Here is a 15,636-nt window from a genome sequence, read left to right as displayed (position 1 = left end):
CTCACACGCCCGGCCCCACAGGCTGGATTTTACCAGCTATACCCTATGCTGGCCTGTGCGTTACGGCGCTCCCCAAAGAAGCAATAGCCACCAACACCACCATCGGCATAGCAGTTGCCAATATAGTTCTTGTCAAACAGGTTGCGGACATTGGCCGAGATCTTCCACCCATGCAGAGAGGGGGAAGCATTGGACAGGTCATACGACACGGCCGCATCAAACAGGGCGTATTGTGGCAGCCATACACTCCCATTTTCCAGTTCACCGCCATATGTTTTGGCCGTGTAGCGCATCCCGCCCCCAAAACCGAACCCTTTCAACCGGCCCGAAGGCATGGTGTAGAATGCAAACAGCGAGGCATTCCCTCTGGAAGACTGGGTTAAGGGCTTACCAGTTGAATCATCCTTGATTTTTTGAACACTGACCGCTGCAGTCAGCATCAGATTGCGAAAAGGTTCTGCGTGAGCTTCAAATTCAAAACCATCCGAATGTACCAGCCCGCTCTGGGTGTAGCTCTCCATGGCTGGGGGAATGGCGACAAGGACATTGCTTTGCTCAATATGGAACCCTGCAACGCTTAGCAAAAGAGAACTGCCGGGAAGCTGGTATTTTAACCCGCCCTCCAGCTGCTTGCCTATGGAGGGAGACGCCTGACGCGTCACCCCGCTAACAGATGTTGCAACATTCCCTACCTGCGGCTGAAAGGAGGTGGAGTAGCTGATATAGGGAGAAAGCCCGAAGTCGAAGTGATAAAGGCCAGAAGCACGCCACGTAATCTGGCTGGAGCTCTGCCTGTCATCCGCGGGCGTAATATAGGTAATCCGGTGGGCATGGAACCAGTCATTCCGCAGACTGCCGGTTAGAATAAAACGGCGCCAGCGGATTTCGTCCTGCGCGTAAACACCAATCTGCTGTGAATCCACCCGGTACCCTACGGAGGGGCTCATGTCGGGGATGGCCATATTATAATCAGGGTGCAGCACATCCATGTCCGGTGCAGTGCCCGAACTTTCATTATCCAGAGATTTCTGCTGCATATAATCCAAGCCAACCATCAGCGTATGCCGCAATGCGCCAGTATGAACATTCCCCTTGAACTGGCTATCAAATGCCAGATTCCGGTTGTGCTCATGCGCTCCGTAGGAGGAACGGCCAAGCATGGTGCCACTTGTCATGTCAGCGCTATCGTAATCGCCTGAATTGAGCACACTGCGATACGTTGTCATAATATCATCGTAACGGCCGCGCGTGCTAAAGCTCCAGTCTTCATTAAACCGATGGTTCAGGATATAGGTAATCCCACCCTGCCTGCGGTTGTATTTTTCAAAAGCTGCGTCCCCATCATAAAAATTGCGGGGGAGATAGCCAAATGTGCCGCGTTTGAGCGACCCCACAAGTGGCGCGCCGCCATAGGATCCATTTTCGGGGTCATACTGGTAATTCCCCAGCAGGGTCAGGGTTGTTGGCCCATCCCCCCCAAACGTAAAGGCCGGGCTGATGCTAAAGCGCCTGCTCCCCGTTCTGGCAAGCTGGGTATGCTGCCCATTGACCGTGCCATACAACCGGTAGCGCACAAGACCATCATCCGTTGCAAACCCGCCGACATCGGCATCAACACGGTAAAGGTCGAACATGCCCCCTGTGGTATTAACACTACCGTAAAACTTCTGGTCCGTTGGCAGCTTGCTGGACAATGCCGTAAGCCCCCCGGGGCTGGACTGGCCATACAGTGCAGAAGCCGGGCCTTTAAGCAGTTCCACCCGCTCCAGCCGCGATGTATCGGTCTGGGCAATGGCAAAACCCATTGGGCTATCCTGCAGTTTCAGCCCGTCCAAAAACGTGGGGACGGTAAAGCCGCGCAGGTCAAACAGGTCATACCGTGTGCCCTCCCCGCCTCGGGTATCAGCCGTTATCCCCGCAGCATAACGCACCGCCTGATTGAGCGTTAAAACACCGCGTGTGTCCATTTCATCCCGCGTGATCACGGTCACGGATTGTGCGGTTTCAACCAGCGGTGTGTTTGTTTTGGTTGCAGAAGACGCCATGACGGAAGACCGGCCGTGGCCACGGACCTCCACCAGTTCATCCTGCGCAATGCGGGCTCTGGCCGGCTTGGCTGCGGTGTGTGCAGGTGTGGCGGTTTGTGACTGCGGGCGATTATCCGTCTGCGCATCCTGCTCTGCTGCGAACGCGGCGTCACTCAGAGCAAACGAGATAAAAACCGTATAAAAAAGTTTGCTGCGCTTCATACCCAACTCGTTTCGTTACCGGCTTCTCCTTACAGAGGGCAGCTGTCGGTATTCTTATTAATAATGAGACTTAATTGCGCTCCTATCCATATTCATAAAAGTCAGCAAGCAGCCCCCCATGCCATTGGCCCAAACGCGACACTATTCCGCCTGAACGCCAAAACCCGCCTGCCCGACACCCGGCAAGCAGGCCCGGCATGACGCACGGATATGATTTATTGTGGTGTGAAGGGAAAAAGCGCAGCGCCACAATGGGCGCAGGAGTGCGTAGAGCGCTCGCTTTTACGAGCGAGGTGTTGGCAGGGAATTAACCCGCAATGTGCTGGGAGCTACGCCAAACGTGCGATGAAACATGGTGCTGAAGCTACCGGCATTATCATAACCAAGGTCAAACGCGACCTCCGCAATGGATTGCCCTGTAGCAAGCCGGGAGGCTGCCTCCACCACCCGGACCCTGCGCCGCCATGCAGCAAAACCCATACCCATTTCCTGCTGGAAAAGCCGGGTAAATGTGCGCCGTGCCATGCCGGCTTCCCGCGCCCAGTAATCAATATCGCGGCAATCCCCCGGCTGGGCGGTAATGGCCTCGCAAACACGGCGCAGACGTGGGTCTGATGGAAAAAGAAACCTGTCTGCAATACGCGGCGCGCGGGCAACTTCATCCACTAACAGCCGGGCAATGGCGGACATGCGTTCATCCATGTCAAAATTAAATGTCATGGCAACAATTTCGTCCACCAGCCCGCGCACGAGCGAGGAGGCATCGAACATCTTGCATGGCAACGTATCCGCCCCGATCAGGCTGGGCGCGACATATACAACCTGAAAAGCCAGATCGGTCCGGCATGTTGCCTGATGCACAACATTGGCCGGTAGCCAGATTGCCTGCCCTGGCCCAAGCACAAAGCTCTCATTACGTGTATTAACGGTTACGCTCCCGGCCAGAAAAACCGAGAGCTGCCCCCGTTCATGGGCATGGAACGCATCCACAAACCCACCTGTATAACAATCGGAAAACCCGACCACGGGAGGCGGATGCCGCGGGAAATCGGCAGTTCGTTTCATGACGCTATAATCCAGTCCATTTTTTACAAAACCACCCAATGGACTGCCTTCAGGCTTGATCAGGCCGCATTATTTCAGATTTTTGGCCAAAATATCAAGTCTGTTCTGTTAGGCCACAACGCGTGGCAATACGCCTTCCCCCGCTCCAAAGCCGACGGCACAGACTTCATCCGGTATTATGGGCTTTCTCGTCCGGCTTGCATGGCACAAAAAACATTTGTCCATTATTTTGAGTGCTCACAAGGTCTGGCACCCCTCGTTCCCAAACTCTGGTGCTGCCACGCATGCGGGCATTGCAGGTTCAAAACTGAGAATACCCAGCCAGCTTGCATCGCACGCTGGCTGGGTCAATAGCTGCATTCAGGCTTAGTAATGACCGCGTAGAGTAAAGCTGAACGTACGGGGTTCACCATAAATCATGCCATCGTAAAACCCTGCCTGCCGGACATAGGTGCGATCGGTAAGATTTGTAATGTTGCCTGCAATATCCAGCCAATTCGCAACACGGTAGCGGGCCATGATATTGATAAGCGTATACCCTTTAACCCGAAGGTTGGATGCATCATACTTGCCACCCCCAAGAGGACGCCCCGGGTTGGTTGTCCATTCCGTGCTGGACTGGCTGGATACACCCCCACCAATGGTAAGATGATGCAGTTTTCCGGGGAATGTGTAGCTCGTTGTCAGACGTACAAGGTGATGCGGGTCCTGACGATAGCTCAGGCCTTTTTCGTAAAGATAGCTATACCCAAAAAAGACATTCCAGCCGGGCAGCAGCTCGCCGGAGGCATCAAAGTCGATCCCTTCCGTTTTCACGCCATTGACTGAATCGTAAATGGCCTCACCCGTGGTAACGTTTGTGGCACCTGTTGCCTGTGCTACGTTGCTCTGCCGGTTAAGATAAAAAGCCAGAGATGTATTCAGGCGCTGTTTGAAGAATGCCCCTTTCAAACCCGTTTCATAGCTCTTGCCCATAACCGGGTTGAGAGGTTTGTTATCAGAATCCCGCAGATTTGACTGAGGCGTATAAACGTTTGTGTAGCTTCCATAAATCGACATGGTTTTGGTAAAATCATAAACCATACCGGCATAAGGCGTTAGCACTGCATTCTGCTGCCCTGTGCTGGAAGAGCCGGAATACTGGTTTGCCTTGTTATAAGTGCCCGTATAAGCCTGATAACTGCTGATACGCCCACCCAGAATAAGCGACAGCCCCTTGGCCAGAACAAAACGCCCGGATGTATAGGCACCATAATTGCGCGTAACATCAACCTCACGCGCGTGGGTGCGATGCGTTACAAAGTTGGGGTAAGAGCCATCCCATGTCTGCCAGTTTGCAATGGGCAACCCGGTCGCGCGGTACTGGCACCCTGAATACGGTGTAACCCCGGCAATGGAGCAGTTCCCCAAGGCATTGCTGAATGTATATTGCGTCAGCTCGTCATTATAACCATTAAAGCCGAACACAAGCTGGTGCTCATGCCCCAGAAAATGCACCGGGCCAGAGACATGCACATCAGCATTGTCGCGTGCATCTTCATACTCGGCATGAAGAGCATTCAGATAAGCGCCTGTGCCGTCCTGATTCCAGAAACCACCATAGGTTTTCCGTGTTGCATTGTTAATTTTTGCAACGCCAAGGTTGTTATAGGAACTCCCCTGCGTACGCATGTACCCAGCCTTCAGGTGCCAACCGGCCGAGAAATCATGATCATAGTTAATAAAAGCGGTGTACTGGTCGCGGGTGGCCTGGCTCCAGTCTGCCGCAGGGTTTGTGCTACGGGAGAGGTTTGTTTTTGTCCCATCAGCATACCAGATTGGCACGTTTGTCCCCCAGGACGCGCCATCATTTTGGGTTCGTTCATACTGGAACCCAAAATTAAGGGTATCGCGCGAGGATATGTCCGCCGTAAAGTTTGCCAGCGCACCAATACGGTTAACGTGTTCACGCACACGAAAAGTATCCGTATCATCCCACGAAAAAACATACCGGCTACGGATGGTGCCTGAGTGGTTTAATGGCGCGTTCAGGTCCGCCATAACACGGTGCTCGTTCCAGTTCCCCAGCCTTAACAGGCCATTGGCGGAAAATTCGCGCTGCGGTGCCTTGCGTTGCAGATAAATTGTTGCGGATGGATCCCCCGTCCCGCCCAGCAGACCATTGGCCCCACGGACAATCTGCACGTTGTCGTACAGGTCCATGTTCATGGACGAACCCACACCACCAAAACTGGTTGAGGCATCAATCTGCATGCCATCAATCTTGTAGTTGGTAATATCAAAGCCACGTGCACGGTAGGTTGTGCGACCGGCGTTATCGTTGGCGTAAGAGGTCACACCGGGGGTCGTATTCAGAACATCATCAAGGCTATTGATCTGCTGATCATCCATGACCTGCCGGGTCATGACGGTAACGGTCTGTGGTGTTTCTCGCAGGCTTAGCGGTAAACCGGTTGATGCGCTTGTTTCCGATGCCGTGTAACTGCCGCGGTCCCACCTGTGGGCCTTAACCAGAATACTCTCGTCCGCCTTGGAAGCGACATTGACGATGGTCTTCTGGTTTTTATTCGCCTTTACCGCTGGGGTTTTAGGGGCGTCCGCTTTTTTTTCCAACACTTCGTCTGAAGTTGTCTTGTTATTCTTATTATACGCCGCGTCTGCTGCCTGTGCAGACAATGCTCCCCCCAGAGAGAGGAATGTCGAGGCCAAAAGAGCGGTTACGCGGAAAGATGATACGGGACGGAGTGTCACATCAAGGTCCTACCAAAGAGGTTAATGCGAGTCATTCTCATAAGCAGCGCGTCTAGCAGACTCCCGCCCTCACCCAAAGTGACAATATATTACAATTTATTCATATTTCTTGTGATTGAGATACCAGATAGAGGGAACCCGGCCGTATTCCCGCAGACAAAAAGGTATTGCCCGGCCAGATAATCCCCGTATTCTGAGCGGAATTCTGTAGGTGTTCTGCAATGGCCTTTAGTGAGACTATGCCCCTAACAGGCATGGTCCATATAAAGCTGTATACATTTATTTTATCTGGAAACTGTTCATATCCATGCTTTCAGGAGCACCAGAACACTACGGATAAACGCGCTCCGCACAAATGAGAATATATCGCAATTAGGCGTATCCTCCATGATCCTTATCATTCCCAATACAATGGCCCAAAATGCTTATGCCTGCTTGGAAAATAAATATCTTATTATTTGAACAAATAATCCTGATTTAAAATATAGATTAAAAACCATTAAATACCATTTCCAAAATTATGTTATAAATACTGTTAGAAATATTTCTTCTGAAAGGAATTTATAAAAGGAATGAGACACAGCGCCACTAGAGATAACACAACCGAAATTAGAAAAACTGTATCGTATCCTGCCCTGCCAGCCACAAAGGCGCCAGTCGCTCCAAGGGAGGCTGCCGCAATGGCGCTTGCACTTTGAAATAATGTAAAATCTATTCCGGGTTGATGAGGAGCCGTAAACGCCATTAGTCGAGAATAACTGGCAACAAAACTGGCCGCCATAAGGGCTGCCTCACACACAAAGAGGGCGAACAGAATAGATATGTGCAGGAACTGAAGCTTAATCGAGGAAAAAATCACAGCAAGCAAAGCGGCCTGACAGATGGCAATAAGATACATGCCATTTTTTGCACCGGTTTTGCGCACCACAATACCGCCAATAACTGTGCCGCATAGACCTGCAACAACACCACCCATACCATTAAAAACTCCAACAGTATTAAGCGGAATACCCTGATCAATCAAAAAAGGACCAGTCAAACCCTGCACTAACCGACCACTCATTTCATACGTCATGGTCAGAACAATGCCACACCATATTTCTCCCCTTCTGAGCGCATTCAAAAGGCCGGGGCGTAACTCTTGAGGTCTGACCAGAAAAACCTCTCTGTTTTCATGGTTATAAAAGAACATTGGAGCTGTAAGGCTTAAAACAGTAAAAGCCATAACAAAGCAGCCAATCTGCCACCCCAAGGCACCATATAGGCTTACAAAAACACTTCCTCCCAATACCAGGCCAATATAGGCACCGCCCACCTGCGCCATATTGCCTTTTCTCCTCTCGTTTTCCGGGATCTGTTCAATAAGGAATGCATCGCAGGCAATATCCACGATTGTTGCGGAAACGGCCGCACACAAAAGAAGCGCTAACAGACCGGAAAATAACCAAGGGGGCCAAAATGCAATCACACATAATAACCCAGCCGTAACACAGTCCCCCATCAGGATGATCTTGCGCGAGTACCTGCGGCCCGTTGGGGCGATGCGCAGCCTTTCAACAGGCTGCGCCCACAGGAATTTTATAGCCCAGATCAGCATAACCAATGAGAGCAGACCTATTTTCTCTAACGAAACATGCTGGTTGCGCAGAATGGTTGGCAAACCGACAAACGTAAGCCCGCCCAATACACCTTGCGCTATGTAAATGCCCCAGATGGCGGGAAGAGCCCCAATATTGAACAAAGGGGCTAAACCATTTTTGGTATCGGCGGCTCTCATTATTTGGAGTTGTCTCCAATGGCGACCTTAAGGTTAAAGCCGACAGTTCTGCCAAAACTGATCTGCGCCACATTCCCCGCAGGCCCTGTAAAGGCATAGGTGCGATACAGTTTGTCGGTTACGTTATTGGCGTAAACCATGACCTCGTAACGGTTCCCAAAAGACCAAGTCGTTCTCAGGTCTAGCTGTGTGTAGGTGGGTTGTTTTAGCTGGTTGGCAATATCAAAATACTGCGGACCGGTTACACGCAGGTCCAACCCGGGTTCAATACGCCCAAAACCTGTTTGAAACCGGGTTGAAAGATGCCCCGCAGCCATAAACTCCGGAACGTAAGGCATACGCAGGCCGGCATAGTTATTGCCTGCGCCATCATTAAAACTATCGAACTTTGAGAGTGTTCTGTTGCCATCTGCCCCAATAATCCAACCGGGTTTAAACTCCCAATGCACCTCCCCTTCCACACCGCTTGCATGTGCGCGTGCCGCACTGGCAATTGTCTGGTAGCCTGCCGGACCAACATAGACCTGCTCATTCTGCAGGTGATTATAAAAATACCCGGCCCTTACAAAGAATTGTTTATGACGGTACACCGTCCCTATCTCGTAACTCAGCTCCCATTCCGGATTGTAGGATGTTGCATCTGCAATGCTGGTTGGGGCGTAATTAAACCCCGCAGGCTTGTAGCCCTGACTGACCCGACCATGAAGATGCCAGCCCGGCAAAGCTTCATAATCAAGCGAAACATTACCAAGACTCATGTTCTGATCTCGGCTTTTATTGCCCGCATAAAGCGTTTGCCCGCCATAGGTCGAATTGAACGCTATGCTGGACATATCGCGCGAGAGACGACCACCTAGCCCCAGATCCAGATTTTTCAGAATATGCCAGTAAACATTGCCATAAAGAGCCACTGTTTCCGCACGGTTATGCGATGCGGTTAGTGGGTAGGGCATGTAACTTGGAACATAAGCCGCTGTCTGGCTTGTACGGTCCTGATATGTTGTCTGATGATAAAACCCTGTTACAACATCAAAAAAACGATGTTTACCTTCAGTGCTCAAACGCAGTTCCTGCGTATTGGCACTCCACTGCTCCGGCTGGGTGGAAATATACGAATAGTAAGGGAACGAACGCACAATATCACTGTCTTGCCATGAGGCTATGGCGCTGAGTTTCCACCCATCAAAATGATAGGTGCCGTGCAGGGATTCATCATGCCCACACCGGCTCAGGCGCGGGTCGGGAGTGCCCGGCACAACGCTTGCCACTTTACGATCCCGCAAATGGTTGAAGCCCACATAAACATCCTGGCTCCCATAACTACAGGAGCCATCAACAGCAAAGGCAAGCTCCCAGGGCTGGTCGGTTGGTGCAAGCCGCAACGTGGCGCGCCCTCCACGGCTTTCAAAACCACCAAGGCGCCTGGAACCCGTGGACGGATTGCTCACATTGCCCTGCTGCTCCTGAGAAGTCAGGGCAATGGAGCCGTATAACCAGTCTTTTATCAGGCTGCCATCTGCCGTACCGGTTACATGGTAACCATAACGGCTTTCCGCCCCGGCCTCGAACGAGGCATGGGCACGCGGGCCGGGCTGGCGTGTTGCAATATCAATCACACCGCCTTCAGCACTCTGGCCATACAGGGCCGCCTGTGGTCCGCGCAGCAGTTGCACGCTCTCAATACCAATAAGAGACTGCATGGCGTTAATGGGAAGCACGGGAACATCATCCACATAAAACGTTGTGGCTGGATGGTAGAGGTCCTGCGCCGAGGTAATACCCCGCACTGTAATGGCGGGGAAAAGAAAGCTCCCCGAGCTTTGAATCTGCACACCCGGTAACACGCGGGCCAGATCATTCGTGTCCCTCACCTGTTTCTGGCGGAGTTGTGTACCCGTTACAAACTGCCCGCTTGTGCCCGTCTGGTCCAACCGCCTAGGCTGGCGGACACCCACGACTTCCAGATGTTCCTTTGCTGCTTTTGGGGCACTAGTGTTGTTTTTGGCCACTATTGTTTCTGCATGCGCAGAACAGCTCACAAGAACCCCGCCAGCCATAAGGCCTTTATAAAGCTTCTGATGCCACCGCGCTGATGTGTGACTGATCGAGTAAGACATATCCTGTTTTCCAAAGAGAGTAAGGGTCAGTTCAGTGGGGCATTAGGGGCAACCCATGACCGGGGGCACTGTTGTGCGTGCCAGAGCCGGGCATAGGTGCTGTTGAAAGACATGAGGGTTTTGTGCGTGCCACGCTCTACGATGTGGCCGTTCTCCATCACCCAGATTTCGTCGGCGTCCTGTGCAATCCACAGGCGGTGCGCAATTGTGAGCAATGTGCGATCCCCCCCTATGTGTTGCAGGGTGTTGCGGATGGCAGTTTCCCTCATTGTGTCGAGCTGCGAGGTTGCTTCGTCCATCACCAGCAAAGGTGCGTTCATAAGTAGTGCACGTGCTATGGCGAGACGCTGCTTCTCTCCGCCAGAAAGTGCTGTTGCCACAGCCCTGATTTCTGTGTTCAGGCCATGCGGCAGACGCTGGATGAACTCATGGGCATGTGCTTGTTTAATAGCCGCCAGCACAGCGGCCTCTGAGGCCGCGGGGCAACCAAGGCGGATATTATCGGCTATGGTTCCTTCAAAAAGGTGCACGTCCTGTGGCACCAGCGTAATGCTCCGGGCAAGCATATTGCGGTCCATGCCCCGCAGGTCCGCACCACCTATTGTAATGGTTCCTGCACCAACGTCCTGCAGGCGAAGAGCCAGATGTGCGAGCGTGGTTTTGCCAGAACCCGAAATACCAACAAGTGCAATTTTTGTGCCTTGGCGGATTGTTCCTTCAATCGGGGCAAGGCCACCAGCTGCGGGATTATCTGCATCAAAAAGAGCCGAGGCGTTTGAAAAATGCAGGCAATACCCCTCCGGCTCCGCGACTTTTTGAGTCTGGGCCATGCCGGGTTGCCCCATAATCAGGCTCATGCGGCGGAGAGTATTCCTCGCAAAACGTAGCCCTGCAATCTGGCCTGCCAATTCAACAACGCAGCGGGTAAAGCGGTAGGTCAGTATAATGGCTGCAAACACCGCACCTGCGGAAAGACTCTTTTGTTGAAAACCCATGACCAGCACGCCAATGGCAAGGGCCATTCCGGTCTGCGCAGCAAGGGCATACCCCATAATGGCAGGCGCAGGCGCCACTTCAAGCGCCATCTGGGCTGTTTTCAGGTTATCCGTTGCCGCTTGTGCACGAGAGAAAATCTGCCCCTGCGGGTCAAAAAAACGGATCTCACCGGCACCTTCCAAAAGCGTCAGTGTCGCCTGGGCATAAGCTTCCTGCGCAAAGGCCAGGCCTGCATCGGCTTTATCCAGCAGGCGGAATGCCAGCAGCATCATGCCAACAACCGCCGGCAGGCTGAGTGCCAGCACAGCCGCAGCAGAAAATGAGAGGACCCCGATCAGGGCAAGGAGCAGAACGGGTAAAGCCATACCGGGAATAACAATGCCCCACAGATGGGTAAAAATATCCTGCACGGCAGCAAAACGGCTTGTCATGAGGTCCAGCAGTCTGGCGCGCTCATCTGGCAACTGCCGCTGGGCCGGGAGCGCCATCAGATGATCAAGCAGGCGCAGCCTGATCTGTGACATGGCACGATACGTTCCGGTAAAGTCCTGCACCAACCCCTGGGCGCGAAATAGCGCCTGCAAGCCAAACGCCACAGCCAGACCGAGCAGGATAAGCAGGGCGAATGTCATACTGCCACGCCCGTCTGCCATCCATTGCACACTGAGCAGCAACAGGATGTAGCCTGCCGCTTCCGCCAGAGAGGACGCCACCCCATACACAAACCCAGTACGCAACGCCGGGTCTGCCACAAGGGTGTGCAGCAGAGCTTTGTAATACCCCCTCATGGCATGGCTCCATCGCCAAACTGGTGACAGGCATAGGTTCCATAAAGTGCAGATTTTTCCATAAGGTCTTCATGCTGCCCCAAGGCAGTCAGGTGCCCATGCTCCATAACCGCGACCTGCGCGGCCTCGCGCACAGTGGCAAGCCTGTGCGCAACAATAAGAATAGTGCGGCCCTCCAGCGCACGCGCCAGAGCCGTTTGAATATGGAACTCGCGCTCCGGGTCAACAAAAGCCGTTGGTTCGTCAAGAAGAATAACAGGTTCTTGACTGACAAGTGCGCGCGCAATAGCCAGCCTTTGGCGCTCACCCCCCGAAAGGCGGGCTCCGTTCCGTCCAATCGGGCCGTGCAGCCCAAAGCGTTTGACACACCCGGCAAGATCACATTCAGCCAGAGCATCAACAATTTCATTTTCGGCAAGATCGGGGCGGTACAGAAGCAGATTATCCGCAAGGGAATGACCTAAAAGAACAGGATGCTGGAATACCGGGCAAATAAGCTGCCCAATCTCTTGCGGTGAAAGTGCTTCAAGATCATGACCGCCGATCAAAACACGGCCGGATGTTGGCTTAATATTGCCTGCGGCAAGCTGTAAAAGCGTGCTTTTTCCCGCTCCACTGGGGCCAACAAGACCCGTTACCTGCCCTGCAGGGCATGTTAGTGAGACAGACGTCAGCACGTTCTCATTCCCGGAACGTTCAAGGCTGATATTTTCAAACACAACATCGTAGTCATGTTTATCGGTTTGAACTGTCACGGGTAGGTGCAGTGCAACGGGCTGTGCTGTATTTTCTGCCTGAAGCACGTTCAAGCGCCCAATTGTCGCACGCAGGCGTGGAAGCGTGCCTGAAACAAACATGAGCCGCTGAAGTGGCGTCATCAGCCCCATTCCAAGCAGAATGGAAAACAGGCAATCAGGCAAAGCAAGATCATGCGCAATGTGCAGGATGATCGCGCATGGCAGCACCAGAAGCAGGTTTGTGCCAACGCATAGAAACACCATGACATAGCTCCATCTGGAGCGCCGGGTCATATCGCACGCCAGATGCGCCACATCCTGCAATGCGTCTTTTAAAGGAGGCAGAGAGCTTGGTGGTCTGTTAAAAACCTTGAGTGTCGTCAGCCCTTCCAGGCAGGCCATGATGTTCTGGTTGATTTTAACATCAGCCTGATGCCACGCACGGCCATTACCGGAAGCAACACGCCCAATCTGTCGCCATGCCCATACGGCCACGGGCAGCAATCCAACACTGGCCACAGCCATAACCGGAGAAATAACCAGCAGAAAAAGCAGGCTTACCAGTACAGTGACAAGGCTGACAATTGCATCAGGGAAAGTGTGCGCAATAGCCGTCTCAAATTCGGCACTGTCATCAAGGGCCAGTTTTTTTAACATTGCCCGGTGACTGGCTGCATAATCAGCAGGAAGTTTTTGCGTAAGACTTAAAATAGCCTTCCGCAAATCCCTGACAACATCAAATGCCAACCTGTGACAGAACACAGATGTAGCCCCCTGACAAAGAAACGGCAGAAAAACAGCGGGGAGCAGAAACAGGGCTATCCGCACAGCCTGCTGCGTAGGGAGAGAGCGAAAAAGCTGGCTGAGAATAACAAGCGGGATAAGCCCGCTAAGTGCTGTCAGAACAGAAAAAACAATGACCACATAAAACCGTGGCTTATACCGGTGAATATAATCCGAAATACTCAAACACTCAGGTGAACAACAGGACATGTGCTGGACTTTGATCTGTTCCGACGGGTGAAAAGATGCCTCCTGTCATGATCGGAGTTGATGCCCCTCGCCACCGCGATCGAACCAGACTATTGCGATCCGGTCATGTAATTGATAATCATTCTTATTATTTTCACTCCCAAGGCCATAGCGATCATGTCCGTAGAGATTTTGTCGCGTGTTTCACGCTCTCAAATGAAGCAGGCTCATGCGTTTTCTCCGTCCTATTACAAGGAGGTGGACAGGCTGGGCCGGGAGACGGCCTTGCAAGGCCGAATGCGAACTTTCACTCTTCGGGAGGGGCTGGAACTAGGCGTGTTCGACCTTTATGCACGCAGGGATTTTATGGGCACTTTTTCCGCCTCCCCCCAGCTTGTTATTGTGCTTATTACTGAGGGTCTGGCCTACGGCACCTTCCGGCATTGCGCCGATAAAGCCCCCTCCCCCCGTTTGAGCTACCAGACTGGTGATGTCATTGTTGCCTGCAATCTGGCGGACGGAGAAACAACTTTTGGGCTCACTGCGGGGCAGAAATTCAGCGGACTGGAACTCAGGGTCAGTTTTGACCTGCTGGAGCAGCTCATGCCCGGTTTTCTGGCCAAGGCAGAAAACCACTACAAGCCTGTGCAGGTCATAGGCAAAGCCGCAGGCTGGATGGCACGCCTGTCGCGCACATTCACGCTGGGTGCAACCGCACGAACCCTCCGGGCTGCGGCAGCAGATGGCAGGCGCTCCCTTATGCTGGAAGGTTTTTCACTCTGCCTGCTGGATGAAGTGCTGGAAGCTTTTGACGGCAACAAGGACGCAGCATTATGGCGGCAGGCTGGGCGTTACGAGGCCTGTATCCGTGAGGCCGCCACAGTATTAACCACCCACATGGCCGAACCATGGACAATTAAAATGCTGGCGGAACGGGTAGGCCTTTCCGAAAAACGCCTGAAAGACGGATTCCAAAAATACTATCAGAAAGGTCCATATGGTTTTTTACAAAAACTGCGTATGGATAAAGCCAAATCCCTCCTTGCGCACCAGCCTGTGAGCGTAACGGAGGTCGCTTTGCAGGTTGGGTATTCTAACAGCTCGCACTTTGCCAAACTCTTTAAAAGAGAGTTTGGCATCAGCCCATCTCAGGTGCCCATGCATTTTTAACGCGGCATAAAAAGCAAGCCCACTCCCCGCCCGTATCGTATGCTACGGCCCCAGAACTCTGCGCATTGCAGCTCTTTGCATAAATCTGGGCATCAAACGGTTAGAAAAGGCGACAACCTTATTCATAACCCCGGAGGTCACGCTTGCCTTGCCCTTCCAGAGCGCATGCAGCCCGCTCTGAACAACCGGACGGGGCTGCATGGTGAGCATACGCAAGGCGGCTGAGGCCGTTGCCCCTGCTGCGGCATCAAAACCTGTTTCGGTATGGCCAGGGCAAAGCGTAGTTACCGTAATACCGCAAGAGCGGAGTTCATCATGAAGGGCCTCCCCCAAAGAAAGCACATAGGCTTTTGTTGCGGCATATGCCGCATAGGTCGGCACCGGCTGGAACGCCAACAGGCTTGCCACAAGCAGAATATGCCCATGGCCCCGAACAGCCATATCCTGCCCGAACACATAACTCAGTTCCGTGAGTGCGCTCACGTTAAGCTGAATCATATCAACCGTACGCGCGATTGGTGTATCCAAAAAATCACCATGCAATCCATAACCGGCGTTGTTCACCAAAACGTCGATCTGAAACAACCGTGCATCCAGACGCTCCTTGAGAGCCGCAGCAGCACCCGGAACTGCTAAATCCGCAGGCTCCACCGCAATATCCACGCCATGTTTGAACCGGAGCTGCTCTGCCAGCGCTTCCATGGGTTCCTGCCGCCTTGCAACAAGAACAAGGTCGTATCCCTGTGCTGCCAACAAATCGGCAAAATCGACCCCCAGACCACTTGAGGCCCCAGTCACCAAGGCTCTTTTACGAACGGAACATGTGTTGTTATTAGCGGGCATTTTGTCTGTTTCAGAAAAATTCTGCGTCATATCCTGTTCTTTCAGGTTGGGTTATCACCGCAATACGCGTTGCTACTCTGTTAGGGCTAACGTGCGGCCACTCTGGTACTGTCTACTGAACTGCCCCGGTTTTACCGGAGAGGGTTTTGTTCAGTAATCAGGCAGCGATAT

General features: G+C 52.7%; 9 protein-coding genes. 1 reads left to right on the top strand and 8 read right to left on the bottom strand.

Annotation, left to right across the window (positions count from 1 at the left end; translation table 11 throughout):
• Nucleotides 1-29 precede the first annotated feature (29 nt).
• From HK20_RS07255 to HK20_RS07220, 7 genes are all read right to left on the bottom strand, one after another.
• The gene (locus tag HK20_RS07255; protein WP_086646423.1) at nucleotides 30-2,249 is read right to left on the bottom strand and encodes a TonB-dependent siderophore receptor; all 2,220 of its coding nucleotides are present in this window, start codon (nucleotides 2,247-2,249) and stop codon (nucleotides 30-32) included.
• 282 nt (nucleotides 2,250-2,531) lie between these two features.
• Nucleotides 2,532-3,314, bottom strand: coding sequence for a helix-turn-helix transcriptional regulator (locus HK20_RS07250; protein WP_086646422.1), 783 nt, complete (start codon nucleotides 3,312-3,314; stop codon nucleotides 2,532-2,534).
• Between the two features lie 366 nt (nucleotides 3,315-3,680).
• Nucleotides 3,681-6,065: a TonB-dependent siderophore receptor gene (locus HK20_RS07240; protein WP_233129120.1), complete on the bottom strand. Its 2,385-nt coding sequence runs from the start codon at nucleotides 6,063-6,065 to the stop codon at nucleotides 3,681-3,683.
• 535 nt (nucleotides 6,066-6,600) lie between these two features.
• On the bottom strand, nucleotides 6,601-7,842 hold the full coding sequence (locus tag HK20_RS07235; RefSeq protein WP_086646420.1) for an MFS transporter: 1,242 nt from the start codon (nucleotides 7,840-7,842) through the stop codon (nucleotides 6,601-6,603).
• Nucleotides 7,842-9,797, bottom strand: a complete 1,956-nt coding sequence (locus tag HK20_RS07230; RefSeq protein ID WP_158093040.1) for a TonB-dependent receptor — start codon at nucleotides 9,795-9,797, stop codon at nucleotides 7,842-7,844. The genes HK20_RS07235 and HK20_RS07230 overlap by 1 nt, the downstream gene beginning before the upstream one ends.
• 188 nt (nucleotides 9,798-9,985) lie before the next feature.
• On the bottom strand, nucleotides 9,986-11,743 hold the full coding sequence (locus HK20_RS07225) for an ABC transporter ATP-binding protein (RefSeq protein WP_086646418.1): 1,758 nt from the start codon (nucleotides 11,741-11,743) through the stop codon (nucleotides 9,986-9,988).
• Nucleotides 11,740-13,473, bottom strand: coding sequence for an ABC transporter ATP-binding protein (locus tag HK20_RS07220; RefSeq protein ID WP_086646417.1), 1,734 nt, complete (start codon nucleotides 13,471-13,473; stop codon nucleotides 11,740-11,742). The genes HK20_RS07225 and HK20_RS07220 overlap by 4 nt, the downstream gene beginning before the upstream one ends.
• Before the next feature lie 156 nt (nucleotides 13,474-13,629).
• Between HK20_RS07220 and HK20_RS07215 the strand changes: the two genes are divergently transcribed.
• Nucleotides 13,630-14,622 carry a helix-turn-helix transcriptional regulator gene (locus HK20_RS07215; protein WP_086646416.1) on the top strand — a complete coding sequence of 331 codons (993 nt, stop codon included), beginning with the start codon at nucleotides 13,630-13,632 and terminating at the stop codon, nucleotides 14,620-14,622.
• A 42-nt stretch (nucleotides 14,623-14,664) separates the two neighbouring features.
• On the opposite strand, the gene HK20_RS07210 is transcribed toward HK20_RS07215, so the two are convergent.
• Nucleotides 14,665-15,420 carry an SDR family oxidoreductase gene (locus HK20_RS07210; protein WP_198943894.1) on the bottom strand — a complete coding sequence of 252 codons (756 nt, stop codon included), beginning with the start codon at nucleotides 15,418-15,420 and terminating at the stop codon, nucleotides 14,665-14,667.
• Nucleotides 15,421-15,636 lie beyond the last annotated feature (216 nt).

Origin of the sequence: Acetobacter sp. DsW_54, assembly GCF_002153575.1 — a bacterium.
Classification (GTDB): Bacteria; Pseudomonadota; Alphaproteobacteria; order Acetobacterales; family Acetobacteraceae; genus Acetobacter; species Acetobacter fabarum.
The sequence above is the reverse complement of the archived record's forward strand: the minus strand, read 5'-3'. Positions and strand labels throughout refer to the sequence as shown.